The organism is Pseudaestuariivita atlantica, from assembly GCF_001205715.1.
GTDB classification, from domain to species: Bacteria; Pseudomonadota; Alphaproteobacteria; order Rhodobacterales; family Rhodobacteraceae; genus Pseudaestuariivita; species Pseudaestuariivita atlantica.
This window is the reverse complement of record NZ_AQQZ01000004.1, coordinates 212455-233963: the sequence shown is the minus strand read 5'-3', so window position 1 is coordinate 233963 and position 21509 is coordinate 212455. Positions and strand designations below refer to the sequence as shown.

Here is a 21509-nt window from a genome sequence, read left to right as displayed (position 1 = left end):
CCCGCGCGAACCCTTCTGCAACGGCTCTCCCGCGTCACCATGCCCGCCCTCACGCTCCTCGGCATCGAAAGCAGCTGCGACGATACTGCCGCCGCCATCGTGACCGGCGTGCCGGGTGACGCGCAGGTGCGCGCCTCGGTGGTGGAGGGGCAGAACGCGCTGCATGCCCGGTTCGGCGGCGTCGTGCCGGAAATCGCCGCGCGGGCCCATGCCGAACGGCTGGACAGCGTGGTGGCCGACGCGATGCGCGGCGCGCAGGTCGGCTGGACCGATATCGACGCCATCGCCGTCACCGCCGGGCCGGGTCTGATCGGCGGCGTCCTGTCGGGTGTGATGTGCGCCAAGGGCATCGCGGCGGCGACCGGCCTTCCGCTGATCGGCGTCAATCACCTCGCCGGTCACGCCCTGACGCCGCGCCTGACCGACGGCATCGCCTATCCCTACCTGATGCTGCTGGTGTCGGGCGGCCATTGCCAGTTCCTTGTCGTCGAAGGGGCAGACACGTTCCGCCGACTGGGCGGCACCATCGACGACGCGCCGGGCGAGGCATTCGACAAGATCGCCCGCCTTCTGGGTCTGCCGCAGCCGGGGGGGCCGGCGGTCGAACAATGTGCGCACGCAGGGGATCCGAAACGCTTCGCCCTGCCGCGCCCGCTTCTGGATCGCGCCGGGTGCGATCTCAGCTTCTCGGGCCTCAAGACGGCGGTCCTGCGCGCGCGGGACAAGCTTGTGGCGGCACAGGGTGGCCTTTACCACGCCGACCGCGCCGACCTGTGCGCCGGGTTCCAGGCGGCGGTCACCGATGTGCTTGCGGCCAAAACCCGCCGCGCGCTCGATCACTACCTCGAACTGGCACCAGAAAAGCCGACCCTTGCCGTGGCCGGTGGCGTGGCCGCCAACACGGCCTTGCGGACGGCGCTGGAAGAGGTTGCGGCCGACACGGGTGCGGTGCTTGTCGCGCCGCCCCTCGCCCTTTGCACCGACAATGCGGCGATGATCGCCTATGCGGGACTGGAACGCATGGCGCTGGGCGCGCGGGATGACCTTTCTCTCTCCGCCCGCCCGCGCTGGCCGCTCGACCGGCAGGCCGCGCCGTTGATCGGTGGTGGAAAGAAGGGGGCCAAGGCCTGACGGGTTGACAGCATCGCCCGCGCCGGGAGTTACTGGCGACGGGAACGAACCGGGGGGACCTCATGCTGATTGCACTGACCGCGCGCGACAAGGTCGGCGGGCTGGACCTGCGGCTTGCGACACGTGACGCGCATGTCGCCTACCTGAAGGGCGCGGGCGACACGGTTGCGATGGCCGGGCCGCTTCTGAACGCCGAAGGTACCATGTGCGGCAGCCTCATCATCCTCGACGTGCCGGACCTTGCCGCGGCAGAGGCCTTTGCCGCCGATGACCCCTATGCCAAGGCCGGGCTGTTCGACAGCGTCACGCTGGATCCGTGGAACAAGGTGATCGGCTGATGGCCTTCTGGCTCTTCAAATCCGAACCTTCGACATGGTCATGGGAGGACCAGGTTGCGAAGGGCGCGGAGGGCGAGGAGTGGGACGGCGTGCGCAACTACCAGGCCCGCAATTTCATGCGCGAGATGCGGCTGGGCGACCGCGGCTTTTTCTACCATTCGCAGAAGGAGAAGGCAGTGGTCGGCATTGTCGAGGTCTGCGCCGAGGCGCATCCCGACAGCACGACGGACGATCCCCGCTGGGAGTGCGTCGATATCCGCGCCATCGCTCCCCTCGAACACCCCGTCACTTTGGACCGGATCAAGGAAGAGCCCGGTCTGGAAGAGATGGTCCTCGTCAAGAATTCCCGGCTGTCGGTGCAACCCGTGACCGACGCCGAATACCGCCAGATCTGCAAGATGGGCGGGATCGACCCGGCATCAGCCGGGGACTAAAGACCGACTGGAGGGACACATCATGGGTATTCTGGCAGTGATCGTCGCCGGCGTGGCGGCATTCGCGTTTGGGGCGGTGTGGTACATGGCCATGGCCTCGCAATGGATGGCCGCGTCCGGCGTGCCCGTCAAAGACGGCAAGCCCGCGAATTCATCCAACCCGGTGCCTTACATCACCGGGCTGATCGCCTGCATCCTCGTTGCGGGCATGATGCGCCACATGTTCGTACTGGGCGGGATCGACACGGTGGCGAAGGGGCTGGTGAGCGGGCTGGGGCTTGGCCTGTTCATCGTGCTTCCGTGGTTCGCGACTTGTTATGCCTTCGCCGCGCGCCCGGCCAAGCTAACGATGATCGACGGTGTGTACGTCACCGGCGGCTGCACCGTGATCGGGATCGTGCTGACGCTCTTCTGATTGCCCTGCGCAAAAGAAAAGGCCCCGGCGCGATCACGCGTCGGGACCCTGCTTCCGCGACCCCCCGCATCCCACTGCGTCCTGCCACCCGCAGACTGATAGGATCGCAATCCTACCGGTTCGTTAACGCGGCGCGCGGTGGGTGGGGGTGGGCGGCAATCCGCCCTCAGCGGTAGACCGACTCCTTGTTGAAGCGCTTGGTCAGCATGTAATAGATCACGGCGCGGTACTTATTTCGCTCGGACTTGCCGTAGGTCTCGATTGCGGCGTTGATGCCTTCCATCAGGGCGGGGCTGTCGGACAGGCCCAGCTTCTTCATCAGGAAATTCGTCTTCACGGTTTCAAGCTCGGACGGTTGCGATCCCGCAACGGTCGATGCGTCGTCGTTGTAGATCGACGGGCCACAGCCAATCGTCACCTTCGTCAGCAGGGCCATGTCCGGCTCCATGCCGCACTTGTTCCGCAGGTCGTCCGCGTATTTCGCGATCAGATCGTCACGCTTTCCCATGTCTCGCTCCCAGTCCCGGTTTTGTTTTGTTCGAGTTCGTTCGTTCGAGGCAGATGCCTTGCGCGCAAAGTGGCAAAGTTGAGACTCTGAAACAATGGGAAATACTTCCGGCATATTCCCCGCGTGACGTTGCGGCGGGTTCGGGTCAGAGAACCACCTCGATCAGGCAAGGTCCCGCCACGTCGTCCGCATGGGCCAGCGCCGCGTTCAGTTCGGCCAAGCTGTCGGCGCGCACGGCATCCAATCCGTGGCCCCTCGCCAGCGCCATCCAGTCCAGTTCGGGGCCCGTCAGGTCGAACATGGCACGTGCGTTGCGGCCAACCTGCGCGACGCCCAGCGCCTCCAGTTCATGGTGCAGGATGCGGTAGGCACCGTTGTTGAAGACCACCACCGTCACGTCGAGGTTTTCGCGCGCCATCGTCCAGAGCGACTGGATCGTGTACATCGCCGATCCGTCACCTGTCAGCGCCAGCACCTTTCGGTCGGGGCAGGCAATGGCGCTGCCGACGGCCGTCGGCAGGCAGCAGCCAATCGCGCCGCCCACCGTGGTCAGGAAGTCGTGCGGACGCGCGGTGCGGCTTTGCGGGCCGAAGGTCAGGCCCGATGTCACCGCCTCGTTCACGACGATGGTCTCCTCGGGCATCCAGCGGATGATCGTGGCGCAGGCCGTCTCGGCGGTCAGGTCCGCGTCCGGCGCGACTTCCGGCAGGTCGAAGGCGCGGCGATCCGGTTCCGACCCCGCCGCGCCCACCCGCTTTTCAAGCGCTGCAAGGGTGCCCGTCACGTTGCCGTCGCGCCCGCACAGGTCGATCACCGCGCAGGTGTCGGGCGTCGGCACCGAAGGCTGGCCGGGATAGGCAAAGAAGTTCACCGGCGGCGGCGTCCCGATACAGACGAGCGTGTGCAGGTCGGCCAGCACCTCCGCCGCCAACTCGCCGCGATAGGGCAACTGGTCCAGCACGACCTGGCCCGCGCCGCGCCGCACCCGCGCGGTGAACAAGGGCGCGATCAGGCGGCACCCGGTCGCCTTGGCGATCCGCCCCGCAGCCTCAAGCTCGGGTCCGTAGGTTGCGATCCCGCCAAGGAACAGCGCCGCTCCGGGCCGGCCAAGCGCGTCCGCGACCGTTTCCAGCTCCGCCTCCGATGGCAGGTCGCCGTCTTCCGTGGCGGAGGCGATGGCCGGTGCCGATCCCTCGCCCCACGCGGTGTCGGCGGGCAGGATCAGCGTGGCGATCCGCCCGTTGCCCGCCCGCGCGGCCGCGATGCCCGCCGCCCCGTCACCCGCGACATCCGCCGCCGTGGCGCTGGTGCGGGTCCAGTCGCTGATCGCGTGGCTGATCCCGGCGGTATCGCCCCGCAGCGGGCTGTCATAGGCCAGGTGATAGGTCGCGTGTTCGCCCATCACGTTCAGGATGCCCGACCCGGCCTTGCGCGCGTTGTGCAGGTTGGCAAAGGCATTCCCGAAACCGGGGGCGAGGTGCAGCATGGTGGCCGCGACCTTGCCGCTCATCCGGAAATACCCGTCCGCCGCGCCGGACGTCCCGCCCTCGAACAGGCACAGGACGCAGCGCATGTCCGGGTGCTGGTCCAGCGCCGCGACGAAGTGCATCTCGGACGTGCCGGGGTTGGCGAAACAGACCGTGACGTCGTTTTCCAGAAAGGTTTCGACAAGGCTCTCGGCGCCGTTCATCCCGATCTCCCATGCAATGCACAAATCGTGACACGACCACGCGCCCGAGCCAAGCGCCGAAGGGTGCGCCGCCGCACATCCCGCACGCACTAATGCGACGGGCCTGTCTGGCTATCGCAGAGGGCGGCTGCCTTGCATGCCGCCCCGGTCAGATCACTGCGCGCTGTTGAGGTTTCCGACGCGGTTGGGGATGTAAAGCAGGCCACGCCGGTGAATCCGCCGCATCTGGATCGCCGCCGTGCGCGGCTGTGCCCGCGCCGACATCATGCCCATCTGGAAGCGAAAACGCGCCGGTTCCGCAAGGGGCGTCGTGCAGCCGTCAGCGCGTCTGCAGGGCGGCGCAAAGGTCGTGCGAACCTTGTCCATGGCCCAGACGGGTTTGCGGTTGCAGAACACTTCCAGGAAACCCTGGTCGTCGTCGCGAATGCGGACCCGCATTTCCACCCGCACCCATTGCGACAGGTCCGACGGCGTGAAACACCGCCGCCCCATCACCGTGATGCCGTTGGTCGCGTCAAGCTGCACGCGCGCCAGCAATTCCTCGGGCGCGCTGATCCGGACGAAACGCGCCACGTCCACCGGGACGCGCGGCAATTCGCTGGCCTTCGCGCGGATGTCGAACCCGAACAACCACGTATGGCCCAGCCGCCACCGCTGCCCGGTCTCCAGCGCCGTGTTGCGCTGGCCGGGGCGAAGCTGGAACGAGGTGATCACCTCGCGCGGGGTGTCGGTAAAGGTCGGCGTTTGTTGAGAGAAAGAGGCCTCGGCATCCGGCTCCAGAACCCAGCGAACGTCTTCGAATTCCACGTCTATGGGAAAGATCGGACCCTCGCTTGCACAGGCGCCAAGGAAAAGGGTCAGAAGGAGGAGGGCAAGGCTGCGTTTCATAATGTCTTCCAGGTCAAAGGCCGGACTGGCCGCGATCAAGGGTAACAAAAAAATGAAAGCGAGAGGGACGGGAATTTGTGTCAGCCCGGCGCCGCGTCCCGTTCCGGCGGGACAGCGCCCATCGGGGGCGGTGGGGCGCGACTTCCGCGCGCCCCGGTCGCATCAGTAGCGATAGTGTTCGGGCTTGAACGGGCCTTCGGGTTTCACGCCGATATAGGCGGCCTGATCCTTGTCCAACTCGGTCAGCTTCACACCGATACGCTTCAGGTGCAGCCGCGCGACCTTCTCGTCGAGGTGCTTGGGCAGGATATAGACCTTGTTCTCGTAGGCGTCGGTGTTCGTCCACAGCTCGATCTGCGCCAGCACCTGGTTGGTGAAGGAGGCCGACATCACGAAGGACGGGTGGCCCGTCGCGTTGCCGAGGTTCAGCAGGCGACCTTCGGACAAGAGGATGATGCGGTTGCCCGAGGGCATCTCGATCATGTCCACCTGTTCCTTGATGTTCGTCCACTTGTGGTTCTTCAGGCTGGCGACCTGGATCTCGTTGTCGAAGTGGCCGATGTTGCCGACGATCGCCATGTCCTTCATCTCGCGCATGTGCTCGATGCGGATCACGTCCTTGTTGCCGGTCGTGGTGATGAAGATGTCCGCGTCGAGGTTCTCTTCCAGCAGGACAACCTCGAACCCGTCCATCGCGGCTTGCAGCGCGCAGATCGGGTCGACCTCGGTCACCTTCACGCGGGCACCGGCACCGGCCAGCGATGCCGCCGATCCCTTGCCCACGTCTCCGTAACCGCAGACGACGGCGACCTTGCCCGCCATCATCGTGTCGGTCGCGCGGCGGATGCCGTCGACGAGGCTTTCCTTGCAGCCGTACTTGTTGTCGAACTTCGACTTGGTCACGCTGTCGTTCACGTTGATCGCGGGGAAAGGCAATTGGCCGTCGCGCACCAGTTGGTAGAGGCGGTTGACGCCCGTGGTCGTTTCCTCGGACACGCCCTTGATCTGGTCACGCACCTTGGTGAACCAGCCGGGGCTTTCGGCCATCCGCTTGGCGATCTGCTTCTTGATGACCTCTTCCTCTTCCGAGGTCGGGACCGGGATGATGTCTTCGCCCGCTTCGGCGCGTGCGCCCAGCAGCACGTACAGCGTCGCGTCGCCACCGTCGTCGAGGATCATGTTCGGGCCGTCGTCGAAAAGGAAGGACTTGTCGAGGTAATCCCAGTGCTCTTCCAGCGTCTGCCCCTTGATCGCAAAGACCGGAACACCCGCCTCGGCAATCGCCGCTGCCGCGTGGTCCTGGGTGGAGAAGATGTTGCACGACGCCCAGCGCACATCGGCGCCGAGGGCAGTCAGCGTTTCGATCAGGACGGCGGTCTGGATCGTCATGTGCAGCGATCCGACGATGCGCGCGCCCGTCAGCGGCTTGCTGTCACCGAATTCCTCGCGGCAGGCCATCAGGCCCGGCATTTCCGTTTCGGCGATGTCCAGTTCCTTGCGGCCGAACCCGGCCAGCGCGATGTCCTTGACGATATAATCCTTGGCCATTAGCCCGCTCCGCTCTCATGTTTGGCGAAGCGGCTAGCAGGTATTGCACCCGCGCACAATGCAGGGCACGGTCGCGGCGAGGCACCGACGAAAAGGCAGGCACCGTCATGGCCGGATCACCCCCCGATTTCGACCACTTCATCACCGCGAACGAACACGGGTTCTATTGCGTGCCCGAAAGCTTTCGCGGGCGCGAGGTGCCACGGCTCCTGCGCCGGGGCGAGGTGTATGAACCGGCCACCCTGCGCTTTCTGTCCCGGCATGTGGGCAGCGGTGATATCGTCACCGGGGGCGCCTTTGTCGGTGACTTCTTTCCCGCGCTGGCACGGGCCATGGCTCCCGGCGCACGTATCCGCAGCTTCGAACCCGCGCCGGACACCTTTGCCGCGGCCCTGCACACCATCGCGCTGAACGGTCTGGACAACGTGGAGCTGTCGCAAGTCGCGGTGGGAGCGGAAGACGCGGTTCTGCCCTTGCAGGTCGCGCGGCCCGGTGCGTCGGAACCGCTGGCCGCCGGGGCGAGGATCGTTGCGGAGGCGGGAAAGGGGCAGACCATCGACGTTCCGGTGGTCACCATCGACTCGCTCGTGCCTGCCGACCGGACGGTCTCACTCCTGCATCTCGACGTGGAGGGGCACGAAATCCCGGCACTTCAGGGCGCGGTGGAACTGATCGCACGGGACGCGCCGATTCTCGTTCTGGAAACCGGCAAGCGGAAGCGGCGGATCGAATACCTCGATTTCCTGGGCGAGGCGGTGCCGCAGCACCGCTATATCCACACCTCGCAGATCGAGGAGAACGGGATCTTCATCCCGACGGCGGCGGTCTGACCTAGCTTTGCACGCTGGTATCGAGGTCGATACCAACCCAGTCGGTGCCGTGGGCGATGATGCAGGCGGTCCCGTCCGGGCGTGTCATCAGCATCGTCCAGCTGCCGGTTTCGGGCGATTGCCACAACTCGATCATCGCGTCTTTCGACCGCAGGCCCGCACCGGTGATCTGTTCGCCGTACCGGGTTTCAAGCTCGCTGGTCAGGCTGTCCCGCAGCTTGCAGCCCCCGGTCTGTGCCTCGACGGCAAGGGGTGCGACGGCCAGGGTCAAGGCGATGGCGGCGGCGGTGCGGGTCGGTCGTGTCATGGTCGGCTCCTGTGGCGGATGGCGCTGTCTCTCTTCTTGGCGCGGTTATCGCCTTAACGCCGCGATGCGCGGATCGGTTCAATCACGCCCGCGTGGCCAAGCCCGCTTGACACCCCGCCCGCATCCTTCGACACCCAAGGCAGGCGCGGCGAACAGGGGGCGACAGGAACGATGGCAGCGGCAAAGGCACCCCGTGCATGGCAGCGCATGTTGTCCGGTCGGCGGCTCGACCTGCTGGACCCGACGCCGATGGATATCGAGATCGAGGACATCGCCCACGGCCTCGCCTTCGTCGCGCGCTGGAATGGCCAGACCGAGGGCGAGTTCGCCTATTCCGTGGCCGAACACTCGCTGCTGGTCGAAGAGATATTCGCCCGCCTCTCGCCCGACTGCCCGGCCCGCTGGCGGCTGGCGGCGCTGCTGCACGACGCGCCGGAATACGTGATCGGCGACATGATCTCTCCGGTGAAGGCGGCGGTGGGGCCGGGATATGAAGGGCTCGACGCGCGCCTCACGGCGGCGATCCACCTGCGGTTCGGTTTGCCCGCCGCCATCCCCGCCACCGTCAAGAAGCAGATCAAGAAGGCCGACCGCATCAGCGCGTGGCTGGAAGCGACCCGCATCGCGGGCTTCACCGTGCGCGAGGCCGACCGGCTGTTCGGCGCACCCGACATGCAGATCGTGCGCGGACTGGACATCGTGCTGCGCCCGCCCGCCGATGTGCGCGCGCGTTTCCTGGCCCGTGTCGACGCCGTGCTGGCCGCGCTGGAATAGCGCCGCACCCGACACTTTTGCAAAACCGGATCGGGGCAACCTGCACGGGTGTCGGGCACGCGCCAAACTAATGTCGCAAATCCGGATACGGATCATCTCCATTTCGGAAACGAAAAATCCAACCGATTGATATCGTGAGATTATTTTTGCAAATACGGGTTTGATCCTGTGCATCCCGGATTTCCTAGAATGGCCGCACTCGGCGGTAAATCATGTCGCCGGGTGGAACGACCCGGCACAAGGATTGCGTAAGTGTGGAGCTAAGCGCAGCAGCCGGGTCGCCAAGGCAGTGTCACCTTAAAAAGGGGTCCTCAAGGATGACCAAAGCAAAGAAGAACGGTGTGTTTGTTGGAATGCAGGCAGGGCGCGTACAGCGGACGTTTGCCGGGTTCGTGGTGGATGCGATCGAGGCCGCGGTGCGCAGCGAGCGGTCGCGCGGCAACGGTCGGGTGCAGATCGACCGCTGGACGCGCACCTCGTCGGGGACGGAGATCCTGACCAAGGCGGGGCTTCACCCGTGCGAGACCACGCGCACCAGGATGCGCGAACTGGTGCTGCGCTACGCCCGGTCCGAAGAGCAATTGACCCGGCGCGCCCTCCTCAGCGGGCTGTCGGTCGCGGCCTGATCCAAGCGGGTCATGCAGGTCTGGCGCGTCTCCGGCAACGGGGGCGCGCCATGCGTTTGACAGCGCGACAGGATCGGGGTCTGTCTTTCCGGGCACGGGATTGGAGCGCAGCATGTTGACCACAAGGGCCATGACGGCAGCGGATGTTCCCGCCTGCGTCGCCATCCTGAACCACATCATCGCGCTGGGCGGGTCCACCGCCTATGACCATCCCTATTCCGAGGACTTTTTCGCCTCGGAGTATCTGGACGAGGCCCCGGTGGCGAACGTCGCGGTGGCGGATGGCCGGATCGTCGGCTTCCAGGCCGCGTTCGATTACGGCGAGGGGCTTTATTCCATCGGCAGCTTCACCGACCGCGAAAACCCCGTCAAAGGCGCGGGGCGCGCCCTGTTCAACAAGACGCTGGCCGATTGCCGGGTGCGCGGCGGCGTCGCGATCCTTGCGCGGATCACCTCGGACAACGCGGGCGGGCTGGCTTTCTATTCGCGGATCGGGTTCGTCGACGACCACGTCGTGCCCGATGACCACACGCGGCCTGACGGCACGCGCGTCGACCGGATCGTCAAACGGTACGCGCTGTGATGCGGGGCTGAAGGGAGGAAGGCGCGCAGGGAGGAGGCGCGCCCCCCTCACCACCATCTTGAGGTGCATCGCCGGAAGTTTCAGGGCCTGTCCTGGCCTGCCTTGATCTTGTCGTCATCGGCGACGGATCATCAAGATGTTGCATAAGTCGCATAATGTGGGCCGAATGTCGAGGATTTAGACATCATCCTGCGGATTTCCGGTTTTTTTGCCCGCAAACCCGGCATCGAGGTAGGCTCGCACCGCGTCCTTCACGCGGCGAAACCGGTCTCCGCCCAGCTTGGTGCCGCCGAACCAGCGGGTGACGATGACAAGGTGATCCGTCACGCCTTCCTGTTCCAGCACCCGCAGGATCACAAGCCCCGCGCCTGCTTCTCCATCATCACCCTTGATCGGCCCTCCCTCGCTCAGAACCGCGCCCCACGTGTTGTGGGTCGCCTTGGCGAAGACCTTGGTTTTCTTCAGATGTTTCAGGGCGGCGTCGATGTCGGCACGGGATCGCACCGGCAGGCCCGACACCGCGTATTTCGATCCGCGGTCGGTGAAGACCGGGTTGATCTGGTGCATCAGCTGGACGTCTGTTCGGCCACGGTCCGCCGCACGATCTCGCGCCGGGCTGCGTTGGGCGGATGGGTGCCAAGGAACCGGTCGCCGGGATCGGGGATGCGGAAGAAATACGCCGCGCCCTTGATCGGGTCATACCCGGCCGCCAGCGTGATGATCGTGCCCAGCCGGTCGGCTTCCAGCTCGAATTCCTTTGAATACCTTCGCGCGCCCACGACGGCACCGATGTCGCGCGCGGTCTTGATCGCCTCTTCCGACCCGCCGGACAGCGCCGTCAGCCCGCCCAGCACCACCGCGCCCGCATTGGCGTTGCGCTGGGCGCGGGCGATGTGGCCACGAATGTGATGGGCGGTCTCGTGCCCCATGATGAAGGCCAGTTCATCGGCGTTCCGTGCATCGGCGATCAGGGCAAGGTTGAAGGCGATGACCGGGCGGCCCGACCGGTCGAGCGTCTGGAACGCGTTCGGCGGCTGGCCGGGGCGGTCATCGACCACGATCAGGAAATCGCAGTTCACCCCCTTCGTGCGGGCGCGGCATTCCTTCTCGGCGACCGGCTCGACCGTCTCCACCACGCTCACGAACTGGCGGGCGGCGCGCACGGCCACGGCGCGCGTGCCTTCATCGACGGTTTTCGGCTTGGGGTCCGCTGGCTCCACCGGCACCACCTCGCATCCGGCTAGAACGGCGAGCGTGGCAAGGACGGCGATCAGACGGGACATGCGGCACCTGTGGTTGGACACCCGAAAACCTAGGATGATGGCCTGCAAAGGGCCAGTCACAAATTGGCAGGCGCGCGGGGATTTGCCCGGTTGCGCATCCGTGTGCCGCAGGTAGGGTGGAGCCATGTTTACCATCGAACACGATTTCGACGCGACCGTGATCACCCTGGTGGACGAGGGCGAGGCACCGCTTCAGGAAGACGTCATCGTCAACACCTTCGCCGAATGCGTGACGGTCGAACAATACGACCCGCGTACCGACACGGTGACCAAGATCACCCTGTCGATCAACCAGATGCACGACCTCGCCGCAGCCATCAACCTGCCCGAAGGCATCTATGCCCGGAAAGAGGCACCCGAGTGACCACCGCTTTCTACTGGGATGAACGCTGTTTCTGGCATGCCGGCGCGCATTACGCGGGCACGATGCCGGTCGGCGGCTTCGTTCAGCCCCTGCCGGACGGCCTTCCCGACGGGCCGGAAACCAAGCGCCGCTTTCTCAACCTCCTGCATGTCAGCGGTCTGGCCAGGGAACTGTCCCTGCGCGGCGCCGATCCGGCGACGGATGCCGACCTCGCCCGCGTCCATGCCGCCGACTACCTCGCCCGGTTCCGCGCGGTGTCGGATGCCGGCGGGGGAGAGATCGGGTTGCGTACGCCGTTCGGCCCCGGCGGGTTCGAAATCGCGGTGCAATCGGCGGGCCTTGCCAAGGCGGCGATCATGGACGTGGCGCGCGGTGACGTCGCCAACGCCTATGCCCTGTCGCGCCCTCCCGGTCACCATTGCACCGCCGACTGGGCGAACGGGTTCTGCCTTCTGAACAACATCGCCATCGGGGTAGAGGCCGCACGGGGCAAGGGCCTGGCAAACCGGGTGGCGATCCTCGACTGGGACGTGCATCACGGCAACGGGACCGAGGCGATCTTCTACGACCGCGCCGACACGCTCACCATCTCGGTGCATCAAGAGCGCAACTATCCCGTCGATACCGGCGAGGCGGCGGATCAGGGTGGGCCATCAGCCCCGCGTTCGAACGTCAACATTCCGCTCCCGCAAGGCTCGGGCCACGCCACCTACCTTGATGCCTTCGACCGGATCGTCGCGCCTCGGCTGCGGGACTTCGCTCCCGACCTGATTGTCGTGGCCTGCGGTTTCGACGCGGCGGCGGGCGATCCTCTCAGCCACACGCTGGCCACTGCCGACACGTTCCGCCAGATGACCCGCCGCACCATGGCGCTGGCGGACGCGCTGTGCGGCGGCAAGCTCGTGCTGGTGCACGAGGGCGGTTATTCCGAGGTCTACGTGCCCTTCTGCGGCCATGCCGTGATGGAAGAGCTGTCCGGCAGCGCCATCCACGTGCCCGACCCGCTGGCCGCGACCTATGCCGCGCGGCAGCCCGGCGCACGGTTCGATGCCTTCGCGCGGGACTGGGTCGATGACCTCGTCGCCACGCTCGTTCCCTGACACGGGGTTGAAACGGCCCGCCAAAACACTGACATCGGCGCAAACGGAGACGCCCACATGCCCGATCGCAACGATGCCGCCCTCGATTTCCTGCTGACGCGCCGGTCGCGCCCGGCCAAGACGTTGACGGGGCCGGTGCCCGACGACGACACGCTGCGCACGATCCTGACGGCGGCGGCGCGCACGCCTGATCACGGCAAACTGGAGCCATGGCGGTTCATTGTCCTGCGCTCTGCCGCGCTGTCGCGGCTGGGTGACCTGGTGGCGCGGCGCGGGGCCGAACTGGGGCTCGATCTCGAACAGATCGCCAAGGCGCGGCTGGCCTATGACCAGACCGACCTCGCCGTCGTGGTGGTCGAGGTGCAAAAGCCCTCGCCCAAGATCCCCGCCATCGAACAGACCTATTCGGCGGGTGCCGTCTGCCTTGCCCTTCTCAACGCCGCGCTTGCGGCGGGGTGGGGGGCGAACTGGCTGTCGGGCTGGCCCAGCCACGACGCCGCCTTCGTGCGCGAGGCGCTGCACCTTGAAGAGGGCGAGCGCGTGGCCGGGATCGTGCACCTGGGGACCGAGAAGGCAACACCCCCAGAACGCCCGCGCCCCGATATCGACGCGCTCACCACGTGGATCGACGCATGATCCTCGGCGCGTTCTTCCGCGCGCTGGGGCAGGTCGGTGACCCGGCCTTCCGGCGCGTGTTGTTCATCGGCATCGGCCTGACCATCGCGTTGCTGATCGCCGCCTGCACCGGGTTCATCCAGATCATGGGCTGGCTGCTGGCCGACGGGACGGGGATCGAATGGATCGACAACGCGGCGTGGATCGGTGACCTCGCCACGTGGGGCACGGTGTTCCTGTTCCTCGGCCTGTCGGTGTTCCTGATGGTGCCGGTCGCCTCTGCGATCACGTCGATGTTCCTCGACGAAGTCGCCCGCGCGGTCGAGGCGAAACATTACCCCCACCTGCCACCGGCCCCGCGCGTGCCCTTCTGGGATTCGGTGCGGGATACGGTGAACTTCCTCGGCATCCTGATCGCCGCGAACGTGGTGGCGCTGGTCCTCTACGTCTTCCTGCCCTTCGCCGCGATCTTCATTTTCTGGGGGCTGAACGGGTTCCTTCTGGGGCGGGAGTACTTCACGCTGGCCGCGATGCGGCGGCTGGGGCGCGAAGGCGCGCGCGCCGCCCGGCGCGAGAACGCGGGAACGATCTGGCTCGCGGGCACGCTCATGGCGATCCCGCTGACCGTGCCGCTACTGAACCTCGTCATTCCGATCCTCGGCGCGGCGACGTTCACGCACATCTTCCACGCCGTGTCGGGGACGCGTCCTCAGCCCGAGTAGTCGCTGTTCCAGCGGTGGAAGAGGTCGATATCCTCCAGCGTGATCATGCCGGTCAGGATGATCGTCGCCACGATGACCCACAGGATCGCTGCGATCACCGTCGTGATCAGCGCCTTCTTGCGCAGGTTGTGGATCTGCGGCGCGCCCGCATGGGTGCCCGGCACCACTTCGCCGACATCGCCCTGCGTCTGCAACCGGATCGGGATCACGACGAGGAAGGTAAGAAACCAGAACACCGCGTACAGAACCAGCGCCGAGGTGATACCCATCAGACCTGCTCCAGTTCGACAAGGCAGCCGTTGAAATCCTTGGGATGCAGGAACAGGACCGGCTTGCCATGCGCGCCGATCTTGGGCTCGCCCGTGCCCAGCACCCGCGCGCCTTCGGCCTTCAGCCTGTCGCGCGCGGCAAGGATGTCGTCGACCTCGTAACAGATGTGGTGAATGCCGCCCGCCGGGTTCTTGTCGAGGAACCCCTGGATCGGGGACGCGTCGCCCAAGGGGTACAACAGCTCGATCTTGGTGTTGGGCAGTTCGATGAAGATGACGGTCACGCCGTGGTCGGGTTCGTCCTGCGGCGCGCCCACGTTCGCCCCCAGCGTGTTGCGATACTGCGCCGCCGCCGCGTCGAGGTCGGGCACCGCGATGGCCACGTGGTTCAACCGTCCGATCATGCTGTTTTCTCCGTCTGCGAGGTCGCGCAGGTTATGCGGCTGACAGGCGGCCTGCGCAAGTCATCCGGGTTTTAACCTTCCGTTAGCCGCCTTGCTGCATGGTTTTCCCACCAGATCGGAGGAGACGATGGACGAGCTTTTTCAGAGTGCCGTATTGCCCAAACCCACGGAAACGCGGCCCCTCTTGGGGTTGACCGTGCTTGCGGTCGAAGACAGCCGCTTTGCCTGCGAGGCGCTGAGGCTGCTTTGCCTGCGCTCAGGCGCGCGGATTCGTCGCGCCGATTGCCTGACCTCGGCCCGCCGGCATCTCAAGGTCTATCGCCCGTCGGTGCTGATCGTGGATGTCGGGCTGCCGGACGGATCGGGGATCGACCTGATCGCCGAAGCTGCGGCATCCTCGCCCCGGATCGCCGTGATCCTCGGGTCGAGCGGCGATGACACGCAGGCAAGCGCCGCCGTGCTTGCAGGGGCGGACGGGTTCCTTGCCAAGCCGGTCGTGTCGCTGGCCGAATTCCAGGAAACCGTGCTGTCGCACCTGCCCGACACGCGCCAGCCCAAGGGCCCGCGCCGCCTGCCGCACGACGTGGTGCAGCCCGACCAAATCGCGTTCCAGGACGACATGCTGCACTTGTCCTCGGTGCTGTCCGATCTCGGCAACCTGTCCTTGGTGGATTACGCCGCGCGTTTTGCGGCCGGTGTCGCGCTCACCGCCGATGACGAGGCGCTGCTCGACGCGGCCAAGGCCGTGTCGTCCGAGGTGGAACGCGCCCCGGCATCGGTTGCGACAAGCAGTGCGGTCCATGATTTCGCCGATCTTGTCGCCATGCGGATCGACCGGCAGATGGCGATCTAGGACCCGCGCCGCCCTAACGGGACAGGGTCGGGTCGCTGCCCGGCCGCACCAGCCGCGTCAGGTCGCTCAACCGTTCCTTCTGCCGCCCCTCGGCATCAAAGTTCGACGGGGCGAGCCACGCGGCATAGGCCTCTTTCAGCGCGGGCCACTCGCTGTCGATGATCGAGAACCACGCCGTGTCGCGGTTCCGCCCCTTGATCACCGCCGCCTGCCGGAACACGCCCTCGTAACTGAACCCCAGCCGCTGCGCCGCGCGCCGCGAGGCGGCGTTCAGCGCGTTGCACTTCCATTCGTACCGCCGGTACCCGGCCTCGAACGCCCAGGCCATCATCAGCACCATCGCCTCGGTCGCCTCGCGCGTGCCCTGAAGCGCGGGCGACAGGCAGATATGCCCCACCTCGATCGTTCCGGCCTGCGGCGTGATGCGCAGGTAGGACGCGACCCCGGCATAGGCCTGCGCCGTCTGGTCGTAGATCGCGTAAAAGCGCGGATCGTCGGCCTCTTCGGTTTCCCGCACCCAGCGGTGGTATTGCGAGGACGAACTGAACGGGCCGTAGGGCATGTAATCCCAGACATGCGGGTGCCCGTCATAACTGCGATAGAGGCGCGCGGCGTGGGCGTCGGCGCGCAACACTTCCAGCCGCACGCGGTTGCCGATCAGCGGCTGGTCACCGGGCCGTGGCGGCGGCGTGAAATCCGGCACCGGGGTCCCAAGATCGGGACCGCCTGCCGCAGTACCATCACGTGAAATCATTGCCTTGCTCGCCCAACCTGGTGGCAGACTACGCGGTCTGCCACCGGACGCAAGCGTCAGGCGATGAGGTTCGGGTCCGCTCCCATGTCGAGGCCGGGGAAGATCGACGTCTCGAGCGTCGAGCGATCCAGCCCGAACATGCCCCGCATGACCCACGCCGCATGGGCGCGCACGTCGCGCGTCGGCATCAGGTCGCGGCGGCCGTACAGGTCGGCCTCGCCAAGGCCGGGCCAGTCCGCGACCACCTGCTGCCGTCGCAACGCGCCGCCAGCCATCAGCATGGTGCCGCCGGTCCCGTGATCGGTCCCGTCGGTGCCGTTGAACCGCGCGGTGCGCCCGAATTCGGTCATCGCGATCACGGTGGTCTTCGACCAGTCGCCTTTCAGTGTGTCGCGCAGGGTGATCAGCGTGTCCGACAGCCGCGTCAGCGCGCGCGGCAGCATCCGGCTTTGCCCCAGATGCGTGTCCCACCCGTTGATCGAGAAGGCGGCGATGCGGCTGTCCTCGCGCAGCCGCTCGGCGGCGAATTGCGCGATCCGGGTGTGGGAGGCGTTGCCCCGCGCCTCGGCCATCGACCGGACGGCGCCGCCCATCGTCGGCTCGGTCGCATCCATGCCCGCGACCTCGGTACCGTCGCTGTCGGCCAGTTCGAACGCCTGCGCCAGCGCATCGCGGAACACCGGGTCGTCATGCATGACGAGGTCCGCCAGCAGCAAACCCTGCGGAGAAATCGTCACGTCCACCTCGGGCGACCAGTTCGAAACCGGCGCGGCCCCGCGCAGCAGGTAGGATTCGCCGTGCCCGATGGCATAGGCCGTCTCTGCCGTGATGCCGGGCACCGTCTGCAGCATCCGGTTCAGCCACCCGTCCCGCGCGGTGACGCCATCGGCATCGGGCGACCCGGCTTCAAGGATGTCCTGCCCGTCGAAATGGCTCCGCTTGCCGCGATAGGGGGTCGATACCGCGTGGGCAAACGACAACTCGCCCGCCTGCCACATCGGGTAAAGCGGCGCCAGCGCGGGGTTGAGGCCATAGAACCCGTCAAGGTCCATCAGCGCATCGTCGCCCGACAGGACAGGCGCGCCGCGCAGCGCCTCGTATCCCGGATCGCCGTAGGGCTGGACCACGCCAAGCCCGTCCATCCCGCCGCGCAGGATGATGACGACAAGGCGGTTGTCGAACGGCGCGGCGGCAAGGCTGACGGGTGTCATCAGCGGGCTTGCAGCCGCCGAACATCCCAGCGCAAGGCTGCGGGTCAGGAAGCGGCGGCGGGTGAAGTCGGTCATCGATCTGTCCCTTCTGCGGTCACAGTCGTTGGAATGCGGGCGAGCTGAGGATCAGCGCGACCCCTTCATGCACGCTTTCGGACGCGCGGGCGGCAAAGCGCACCGCGTCGGTCGCGCGCGGCCCAAGCGCGGTATCGACGAAGGCGCGCGGGTCCGGCAGGTCGCCCATCAGGATGCGCGGCACCGTCACCGCCCAGTTCAGGCGCGCGGCCAGCCCCTGCGGCGTGATCCACGCGTCGTCCTGTTCGGGGAACCCGTCGGGGCCGGCGGGCCGCTCCCAGACCTGCCCCATCTGCGCAAGCGGCGTCGCCAGCAGCGCCTGGCTCTGACGTTCGTTCAGCGGCTCGAACGCGGCGGCGGGCACCGCCAGCGCGCGCAGGGACGACGACACGAATTCGAAGGGCTGCTTCACGTTCGGGCGCTCGGTCTCCCACGCGGCGGGGTGTTCGATCAGCGCGGCGGTCACCTCGGCCAGGTTACCGCCCGTTTCGTTGAACCGGGCCTCGACATGGGCGACATGCGCTGGGTCTGGCGTGTCCGACACGAAATGCACCACCAGCTTGCGCGCGATATGCGCCGCCGTCGCGGGATGCGCGGCGATGTCGCGCAGCGCTTCCTCGACATGGCTGAAATGCTCGTCGGAACCGCCATAGGTCTTGCCCATCACCGTCTCGGTTCCCGGCTCCGCCAGCGGCTTGCGAAAGTTGAACCCGACCTCCGGCTGGAAGGACATCCCGGTGAACAGCTCGGCCAGTTGCCGCACGTCGTCCTGCGTGTAGGGCCCGTTCACGCCCAGCGTGTGCAATTCTAGCACCTCGCGCGCGAGGTTCTCGTTCAGCCCCGAAGGTCGCCCCTTGTTGCGCCGCACGATGCCCATCTGGCTGTTGGGCCCGATCGACCGGTCCTGGTCGAGATACATCAGCATCAGGGGCGCCGTGACCACGTCCACCAGCATGTCGGCGAAACTGCCCGCGACATGCGGTCGGATCGAGGTTTCGACGTAAGGCGTAGTACCCCAGCGCGCGATCCCGCCCTTGCCCTGCGCCGTGAAATGGTCGGCCCAGAAGGCGACAAGCCGCTCGCGTAGGCCCTGCCGCGTGTCCACCCGCCGCAGCATGTGGGTCTGCAACCACCGCATCTGGCGCTGGCGGATGTTCTTGCGGAACACGTTGGCGGCCTTGCGGCGGGCTTGGAAGCCATCGGTCCCGCGCGCCTTGCGCCGGGCGCGCACGAGGTCGCGGTATTCCAGGATCTCGGCCTGGAACGCGTCGAATTCCATCAGCGGATAGGCCGCCGCCATCTCGTCCGGCCCCACGATCTGCTCGAACAGGGAGGCTAGATCGGCAGGCGGGGCCACCACGGGTGAAAGCCCGCACCCGAACCGGATCGCCGCTGTGACTGGTTGGAAAGCCATGGCGCAAGCGCCCTTCGTGCTGCCTCGATCATTGCCAATATAAGCGCCCGCCGGGCCCTTGCACAGACACGGGGGCAAGGGTCGGCAAACCCGCGCCTGAGACGCCTCAGGAGGTGGTGAAATCCTGCGCAACGCGCCTGCGATAGACCTCGGTCATCTCTTCGGGGACCTCGCTGCCGTCGTACAGGAAGGTCAGGATGCCCAGCCTCAGCGACGCCCCGTGTCCCGCCAGCGTCTCGGCATCGGACCTGGTGACCTTCTGCGACCGCCGGAGCGCCCATCCGTGCAAAAGGCCGTACAGGCGCGCGACCTCGGCCTCGTGCGCGTCGCCACGGGCGAGGTCGTTCAACTCGTCCGGGTCGGATTCCAGGTCGAACAGCATGGGCCGGTGCCCGCCCTCGGCGTGCATCATCTTCCAGCGCCCGTCAAAGATCATGAACAGCCGTGCGTCGCGCAGGTGCTCCACCAGGTCCAGCGCGAAGGGACGGCCGGAATAGTCGTATTCACTGATGACATAGTCGCGCCACTCCTCGGGTGTCTCGCCCCGCAGCCACGGCATCAGCGACCGCCCTTCCAGGATGTGATCGGCCACGGTCCCGCCTGCCGCCTCGACAAAGGTGGGCGCCAGGTCGATCTGCTCGACCAGCGCATCGCAGGTCGTGCCGCGCGTCGCGTCCGCCTCGGGCCGGGGGTCGTAGATGATCATCGGCACCTTGGCCGAGCAATCGTGGAACAGGTCCTTCTCCCCCATCCAGTGATCGCCAAGGTAGTCGCCATGGTCCGAGGTCAGGACGATCATCGTGTCCTGCATCCGCCCCGTCGCCTCCAGATGGTCAAGCAACCGGCCCAGCTGGTCATCGCATTGCTTGATCAGGCCCATATAGGCCGGGATCACCTTTTCCCGTGCATCCTCCCGCCAGAACGCCCGGCCCACGGGGCCGTTCATGAAGGCGTTGTAGACGGGATGCGCGTTTTCCTTCTCCGCCTCTTGCCGGTTCGCCGCGGGCACGTGGTTGGGGCCGAACATGTCGTGATAGGGCGCGGGCACCACGTAGGGCCAGTGCGGCTTGATATAGCTGACATGCGCGCACCACGGGCCGTCGGTCTGATCGATGAACTCGATCGCCTCGCTGGTCAGCCACGGCGTCTCGCTGTCCTCCTCCCGGATGTTGGCGGGCTTGTCGACATTGACGTGCATCCAGCCCGACGCGACCTGCCCGTCCTCTTCGACCCCGGAATTGGCGAAGTCGTGCCACGGGTTCGGGCTCTCGTACCCCTTGTCGCGCAGGTAGGCGTTATAGGGGGAGCGCTTGTCGTCATAGAACCCGTTCTTGCCCTCGGCCCACAACCCGTCGTCGCGCACCCACACGTCGAACCCGCACTCCGCCTGCCGCGCGCCGATGACGCTGTCGGGCTCCAGCCCCAGCCGCGCCATGCCCTTGGCGTCGGCCTTCATGTGGGTCTTGCCGATCAGCCAGCACTCCATCCCCGCCTCGCGCAGGTGGTCGCCCATCGTCGGTTCGCCCACGCGCAGGGGCACGTTGTTCCACGCCGCCCCGTGGGAGGACACGTAGCGCCCGGTATAGGTGCTCATCCGGCTCGCGCCGCAGATCGGGGACTGGATGTAGGCATTGGTGAACCGCACGCCCATCTTTGCCACCCGGTCGAAATGTGGCGTCTGCAAATGCGGGTGCCCGGCGCAGGACAGGTAATCCCACCGCAACTGGTCATACATGATGAAAAGAATGTTCATCGACCCCTCCCTGATCGCGGCGACGCTATCGGGCAGGGCAGGCGGGCGCAATCATTTGCCGGGAACCGGGCGCGCGCGGCGCTCGTTGGTCGCGCAACACATCCCGAACGGAGCACGCCCCATGGCCGACATCTACACCGCCATCAAGAACGACCATGACACCCACCGCGACCTGATGGAGCGGATCGCCGAAACCTCCGGCGCCTCGGACGCGCGCAAGGAGGCATGGAAAGAGTTCTACGAAGACGTGAAAAGCCACGCCGCCGCCGAGGAAGAGACGTTCTATTCCAAGCTCATCTCGAAAACCTGGGGCCAGGACGCCGCCCGTCATTCCGTCCATGAACACCAGCAACTCGACGACCTGATGGAAGAGCTGAACGAGATGGACATGTCCTCCCCCGGCTGGCTGCAGAAGTTCCACACCCTGCATCACGAATACGACCACCACATGGAAGAGGAAGAGAACGAGGTCTTCACCCGCGCCCGCGAGGAGATCTCGGACGACGAAATCGCCGGCTACGGCGACCGCTTCGAGGCCCGCAAGAAGGAAGAGCGCGGCCTGATCGAAGAGAAGAAGGAAGACAGTCTGGAAGACTGAAGAAAGCGCCGGGGCACGTCCC

The 21509-nt window shown here is 66.4% G+C and carries 27 protein-coding genes; 14 read left to right on the top strand and 13 right to left on the bottom strand.

Annotated elements, in window-relative coordinates:
• The first annotated feature begins 39 nt into the window (after positions 1–39).
• From tsaD to ATO11_RS10490, 4 genes are all read left to right on the top strand, one after another.
• Complete coding sequence (gene tsaD, locus ATO11_RS10505; protein ID WP_050530826.1) at positions 40–1131, top strand: tRNA (adenosine(37)-N6)-threonylcarbamoyltransferase complex transferase subunit TsaD; 1092 nt, start codon at positions 40–42, stop codon at positions 1129–1131.
• 62 nt (positions 1132–1193) lie between these two features.
• Positions 1194–1469 (top strand): YciI family protein, encoded by a 276-nt coding sequence (locus ATO11_RS10500; RefSeq protein ID WP_050530825.1) that lies wholly within the window; start codon positions 1194–1196, stop codon positions 1467–1469.
• A complete protein-coding gene (locus ATO11_RS10495; RefSeq protein WP_050530824.1) occupies positions 1469–1903 on the top strand; it encodes an EVE domain-containing protein in 435 nt (144 codons plus the stop codon). Before ATO11_RS10500 ends, ATO11_RS10495 begins: the two co-directional genes overlap by 1 nt.
• A 22-nt stretch (positions 1904–1925) precedes the next feature.
• Positions 1926–2318, top strand: coding sequence for a DUF1761 domain-containing protein (locus ATO11_RS10490; protein WP_050530823.1), 393 nt, complete (start codon positions 1926–1928; stop codon positions 2316–2318).
• A 166-nt stretch (positions 2319–2484) separates the two neighbouring features.
• Here the strand turns inward: ATO11_RS10490 and ATO11_RS10485 are convergent, their stop codons facing one another.
• From ATO11_RS10485 to ahcY, 4 genes are all read right to left on the bottom strand, one after another.
• Complete coding sequence (locus tag ATO11_RS10485) at positions 2485–2826, bottom strand: DUF2853 family protein (RefSeq protein ID WP_050530822.1); 342 nt, start codon at positions 2824–2826, stop codon at positions 2485–2487.
• Between the two features lie 145 nt (positions 2827–2971).
• A complete protein-coding gene (locus ATO11_RS10480) occupies positions 2972–4516 on the bottom strand; it encodes an acetolactate synthase large subunit (protein WP_050530821.1) in 1545 nt (514 codons plus the stop codon).
• Positions 4517–4669: 153 nt separating this feature from the next.
• Positions 4670–5404 (bottom strand): hypothetical protein, encoded by a 735-nt coding sequence (locus ATO11_RS10475; protein ID WP_134643096.1) that lies wholly within the window; start codon positions 5402–5404, stop codon positions 4670–4672.
• Between the two features lie 162 nt (positions 5405–5566).
• Complete coding sequence (gene ahcY, locus ATO11_RS10470; protein WP_050530819.1) at positions 5567–6952, bottom strand: adenosylhomocysteinase; 1386 nt, start codon at positions 6950–6952, stop codon at positions 5567–5569.
• Positions 6953–7059: 107 nt separating this feature from the next.
• On the opposite strand from ahcY, the gene ATO11_RS10465 reads away from it, so the two are divergent.
• The gene (locus ATO11_RS10465; RefSeq protein ID WP_050530818.1) at positions 7060–7782 is read left to right on the top strand and encodes an FkbM family methyltransferase; all 723 of its coding nucleotides are present in this window, start codon (positions 7060–7062) and stop codon (positions 7780–7782) included.
• 1 nt (position 7783) lies between these two features.
• Here ATO11_RS10465 and ATO11_RS10460 read toward each other — a convergent pair whose 3' ends face one another.
• Positions 7784–8089: a hypothetical protein gene (locus ATO11_RS10460; RefSeq protein ID WP_050530817.1), complete on the bottom strand. Its 306-nt coding sequence runs from the start codon at positions 8087–8089 to the stop codon at positions 7784–7786.
• Positions 8090–8296: 207 nt separating this feature from the next.
• On the opposite strand from ATO11_RS10460, the gene ATO11_RS10455 reads away from it, so the two are divergent.
• The 3 genes from ATO11_RS10455 (at position 8297) to ATO11_RS10445 (ending at position 10072) form a co-directional block, all read left to right on the top strand.
• Complete coding sequence (locus ATO11_RS10455) at positions 8297–8863, top strand: HD domain-containing protein (RefSeq protein ID WP_050530816.1); 567 nt, start codon at positions 8297–8299, stop codon at positions 8861–8863.
• 317 nt (positions 8864–9180) lie between these two features.
• On the top strand, positions 9181–9489 hold the full coding sequence (locus ATO11_RS10450) for a DUF6280 family protein (RefSeq protein WP_134643095.1): 309 nt from the start codon (positions 9181–9183) through the stop codon (positions 9487–9489).
• A 112-nt stretch (positions 9490–9601) separates the two neighbouring features.
• Positions 9602–10072 carry a GNAT family N-acetyltransferase gene (locus ATO11_RS10445; protein ID WP_082176250.1) on the top strand — a complete coding sequence of 157 codons (471 nt, stop codon included), beginning with the start codon at positions 9602–9604 and terminating at the stop codon, positions 10070–10072.
• 177 nt (positions 10073–10249) lie between these two features.
• On the opposite strand, the gene ATO11_RS10440 is transcribed toward ATO11_RS10445, so the two are convergent.
• Together ATO11_RS10440 and ATO11_RS10435 are read right to left on the bottom strand one after the other, a co-directional pair.
• Positions 10250–10639: a YigZ family protein gene (locus tag ATO11_RS10440; protein WP_050530813.1), complete on the bottom strand. Its 390-nt coding sequence runs from the start codon at positions 10637–10639 to the stop codon at positions 10250–10252.
• Positions 10639–11355 (bottom strand): M48 family metallopeptidase, encoded by a 717-nt coding sequence (locus tag ATO11_RS10435; protein ID WP_050530812.1) that lies wholly within the window; start codon positions 11353–11355, stop codon positions 10639–10641. The genes ATO11_RS10440 and ATO11_RS10435 overlap by 1 nt, the downstream gene beginning before the upstream one ends.
• Positions 11356–11479: 124 nt before the next feature.
• Here ATO11_RS10435 and ATO11_RS10430 point away from each other — a divergent pair, with 124 nt between their 5' ends.
• From ATO11_RS10430 to ATO11_RS10415, 4 genes are read left to right on the top strand one after another with little or no spacing between them, the layout of a single operon-like run.
• Positions 11480–11719 carry a hypothetical protein gene (locus tag ATO11_RS10430; RefSeq protein ID WP_050530811.1) on the top strand — a complete coding sequence of 80 codons (240 nt, stop codon included), beginning with the start codon at positions 11480–11482 and terminating at the stop codon, positions 11717–11719.
• Positions 11716–12819 carry a class II histone deacetylase gene (locus ATO11_RS10425; RefSeq protein ID WP_050530810.1) on the top strand — a complete coding sequence of 368 codons (1104 nt, stop codon included), beginning with the start codon at positions 11716–11718 and terminating at the stop codon, positions 12817–12819. The genes ATO11_RS10430 and ATO11_RS10425 overlap by 4 nt, the downstream gene beginning before the upstream one ends.
• A gap of 57 nt (positions 12820–12876) precedes the next feature.
• Complete coding sequence (locus ATO11_RS10420) at positions 12877–13455, top strand: nitroreductase family protein (RefSeq protein WP_050530809.1); 579 nt, start codon at positions 12877–12879, stop codon at positions 13453–13455.
• The gene (locus ATO11_RS10415; protein WP_050530808.1) at positions 13452–14156 is read left to right on the top strand and encodes an EI24 domain-containing protein; all 705 of its coding nucleotides are present in this window, start codon (positions 13452–13454) and stop codon (positions 14154–14156) included. The genes ATO11_RS10420 and ATO11_RS10415 overlap by 4 nt, the downstream gene beginning before the upstream one ends.
• Here ATO11_RS10415 and ATO11_RS10410 read toward each other — a convergent pair.
• Both ATO11_RS10410 and mce read right to left on the bottom strand, forming a co-directional pair.
• A complete protein-coding gene (locus ATO11_RS10410; protein ID WP_050530807.1) occupies positions 14144–14425 on the bottom strand; it encodes a DUF1467 family protein in 282 nt (93 codons plus the stop codon). The two genes, ATO11_RS10415 and ATO11_RS10410, sit on opposite strands and share 13 nt — an antisense overlap.
• Complete coding sequence (gene mce / locus ATO11_RS10405; RefSeq protein ID WP_050530806.1) at positions 14425–14829, bottom strand: methylmalonyl-CoA epimerase; 405 nt, start codon at positions 14827–14829, stop codon at positions 14425–14427. The genes ATO11_RS10410 and mce overlap by 1 nt, the downstream gene beginning before the upstream one ends.
• A 127-nt stretch (positions 14830–14956) precedes the next feature.
• Here mce and ATO11_RS10400 point away from each other — a divergent pair, with 127 nt between their 5' ends.
• A complete protein-coding gene (locus ATO11_RS10400) occupies positions 14957–15682 on the top strand; it encodes a response regulator (protein ID WP_050530805.1) in 726 nt (241 codons plus the stop codon).
• Positions 15683–15695: 13 nt separating this feature from the next.
• Here ATO11_RS10400 and ATO11_RS10395 read toward each other — a convergent pair whose 3' ends face one another.
• The 4 genes from ATO11_RS10395 to ATO11_RS10380 form a co-directional block, all read right to left on the bottom strand.
• Entirely contained in the window at positions 15696–16436 is a 741-nt protein-coding gene (locus tag ATO11_RS10395) for a GNAT family N-acetyltransferase (RefSeq protein ID WP_050530804.1), read from the bottom strand.
• Between the two features lie 56 nt (positions 16437–16492).
• Positions 16493–17722, bottom strand: a complete 1230-nt coding sequence (locus tag ATO11_RS10390) for a DUF1501 domain-containing protein (RefSeq protein WP_050530803.1) — start codon at positions 17720–17722, stop codon at positions 16493–16495.
• Between the two features lie 19 nt (positions 17723–17741).
• Positions 17742–19136, bottom strand: a complete 1395-nt coding sequence (locus ATO11_RS10385; RefSeq protein WP_050530802.1) for a DUF1800 domain-containing protein — start codon at positions 19134–19136, stop codon at positions 17742–17744.
• A gap of 106 nt (positions 19137–19242) precedes the next feature.
• Positions 19243–20889 carry a sulfatase-like hydrolase/transferase gene (locus ATO11_RS10380; RefSeq protein WP_050530801.1) on the bottom strand — a complete coding sequence of 549 codons (1647 nt, stop codon included), beginning with the start codon at positions 20887–20889 and terminating at the stop codon, positions 19243–19245.
• Positions 20890–21010: 121 nt separating this feature from the next.
• Between ATO11_RS10380 and ATO11_RS10375 the strand changes: the two genes are divergently transcribed.
• Positions 21011–21487 carry a hemerythrin domain-containing protein gene (locus ATO11_RS10375; protein ID WP_050531096.1) on the top strand — a complete coding sequence of 159 codons (477 nt, stop codon included), beginning with the start codon at positions 21011–21013 and terminating at the stop codon, positions 21485–21487.
• Positions 21488–21509 lie beyond the last annotated feature (22 nt).

Bases quoted from the DNA above. Each gene is read 5' to 3' on its own strand.
- tsaD (WP_050530826.1), top strand. From the start codon at position 40: ATGCCCGCCCTCACGCTCCTCGGCATCGAAAGCAGCTGCGACGATACT.
- ATO11_RS10500 (WP_050530825.1), top strand. From the start codon at position 1,194: ATGCTGATTGCACTGACCGCGCGCGACAAGGTCGGCGGGCTGGACCTG.
- ATO11_RS10495 (WP_050530824.1), top strand. From the start codon at position 1,469: ATGGCCTTCTGGCTCTTCAAATCCGAACCTTCGACATGGTCATGGGAG.
- ATO11_RS10490 (WP_050530823.1), top strand. From the start codon at position 1,926: ATGGGTATTCTGGCAGTGATCGTCGCCGGCGTGGCGGCATTCGCGTTT.
- ATO11_RS10485 (WP_050530822.1), bottom strand. From the start codon at position 2,826: ATGGGAAAGCGTGACGATCTGATCGCGAAATACGCGGACGACCTGCGG.
- ATO11_RS10480 (WP_050530821.1), bottom strand. From the start codon at position 4,516: ATGAACGGCGCCGAGAGCCTTGTCGAAACCTTTCTGGAAAACGACGTC.
- ATO11_RS10475 (WP_134643096.1), bottom strand. From the start codon at position 5,404: ATGAAACGCAGCCTTGCCCTCCTCCTTCTGACCCTTTTCCTTGGCGCC.
- ahcY (WP_050530819.1), bottom strand. From the start codon at position 6,952: ATGGCCAAGGATTATATCGTCAAGGACATCGCGCTGGCCGGGTTCGGC.
- ATO11_RS10465 (WP_050530818.1), top strand. From the start codon at position 7,060: ATGGCCGGATCACCCCCCGATTTCGACCACTTCATCACCGCGAACGAA.
- ATO11_RS10460 (WP_050530817.1), bottom strand. From the start codon at position 8,089: ATGACACGACCGACCCGCACCGCCGCCGCCATCGCCTTGACCCTGGCC.
- ATO11_RS10455 (WP_050530816.1), top strand. From the start codon at position 8,297: ATGTTGTCCGGTCGGCGGCTCGACCTGCTGGACCCGACGCCGATGGAT.
- ATO11_RS10450 (WP_134643095.1), top strand. From the start codon at position 9,181: ATGACCAAAGCAAAGAAGAACGGTGTGTTTGTTGGAATGCAGGCAGGG.
- ATO11_RS10445 (WP_082176250.1), top strand. From the start codon at position 9,602: ATGTTGACCACAAGGGCCATGACGGCAGCGGATGTTCCCGCCTGCGTC.
- ATO11_RS10440 (WP_050530813.1), bottom strand. From the start codon at position 10,639: ATGCACCAGATCAACCCGGTCTTCACCGACCGCGGATCGAAATACGCG.
- ATO11_RS10435 (WP_050530812.1), bottom strand. From the start codon at position 11,355: ATGTCCCGTCTGATCGCCGTCCTTGCCACGCTCGCCGTTCTAGCCGGA.
- ATO11_RS10430 (WP_050530811.1), top strand. From the start codon at position 11,480: ATGTTTACCATCGAACACGATTTCGACGCGACCGTGATCACCCTGGTG.
- ATO11_RS10420 (WP_050530809.1), top strand. From the start codon at position 12,877: ATGCCCGATCGCAACGATGCCGCCCTCGATTTCCTGCTGACGCGCCGG.
- ATO11_RS10415 (WP_050530808.1), top strand. From the start codon at position 13,452: ATGATCCTCGGCGCGTTCTTCCGCGCGCTGGGGCAGGTCGGTGACCCG.
- ATO11_RS10410 (WP_050530807.1), bottom strand. From the start codon at position 14,425: ATGGGTATCACCTCGGCGCTGGTTCTGTACGCGGTGTTCTGGTTTCTT.
- mce (WP_050530806.1), bottom strand. From the start codon at position 14,829: ATGATCGGACGGTTGAACCACGTGGCCATCGCGGTGCCCGACCTCGAC.
- ATO11_RS10400 (WP_050530805.1), top strand. From the start codon at position 14,957: ATGGACGAGCTTTTTCAGAGTGCCGTATTGCCCAAACCCACGGAAACG.
- ATO11_RS10395 (WP_050530804.1), bottom strand. From the start codon at position 16,436: ATGATTTCACGTGATGGTACTGCGGCAGGCGGTCCCGATCTTGGGACC.
- ATO11_RS10390 (WP_050530803.1), bottom strand. From the start codon at position 17,722: ATGACCGACTTCACCCGCCGCCGCTTCCTGACCCGCAGCCTTGCGCTG.
- ATO11_RS10385 (WP_050530802.1), bottom strand. From the start codon at position 19,136: ATGGCTTTCCAACCAGTCACAGCGGCGATCCGGTTCGGGTGCGGGCTT.
- ATO11_RS10380 (WP_050530801.1), bottom strand. From the start codon at position 20,889: ATGAACATTCTTTTCATCATGTATGACCAGTTGCGGTGGGATTACCTG.
- ATO11_RS10375 (WP_050531096.1), top strand. From the start codon at position 21,011: ATGGCCGACATCTACACCGCCATCAAGAACGACCATGACACCCACCGC.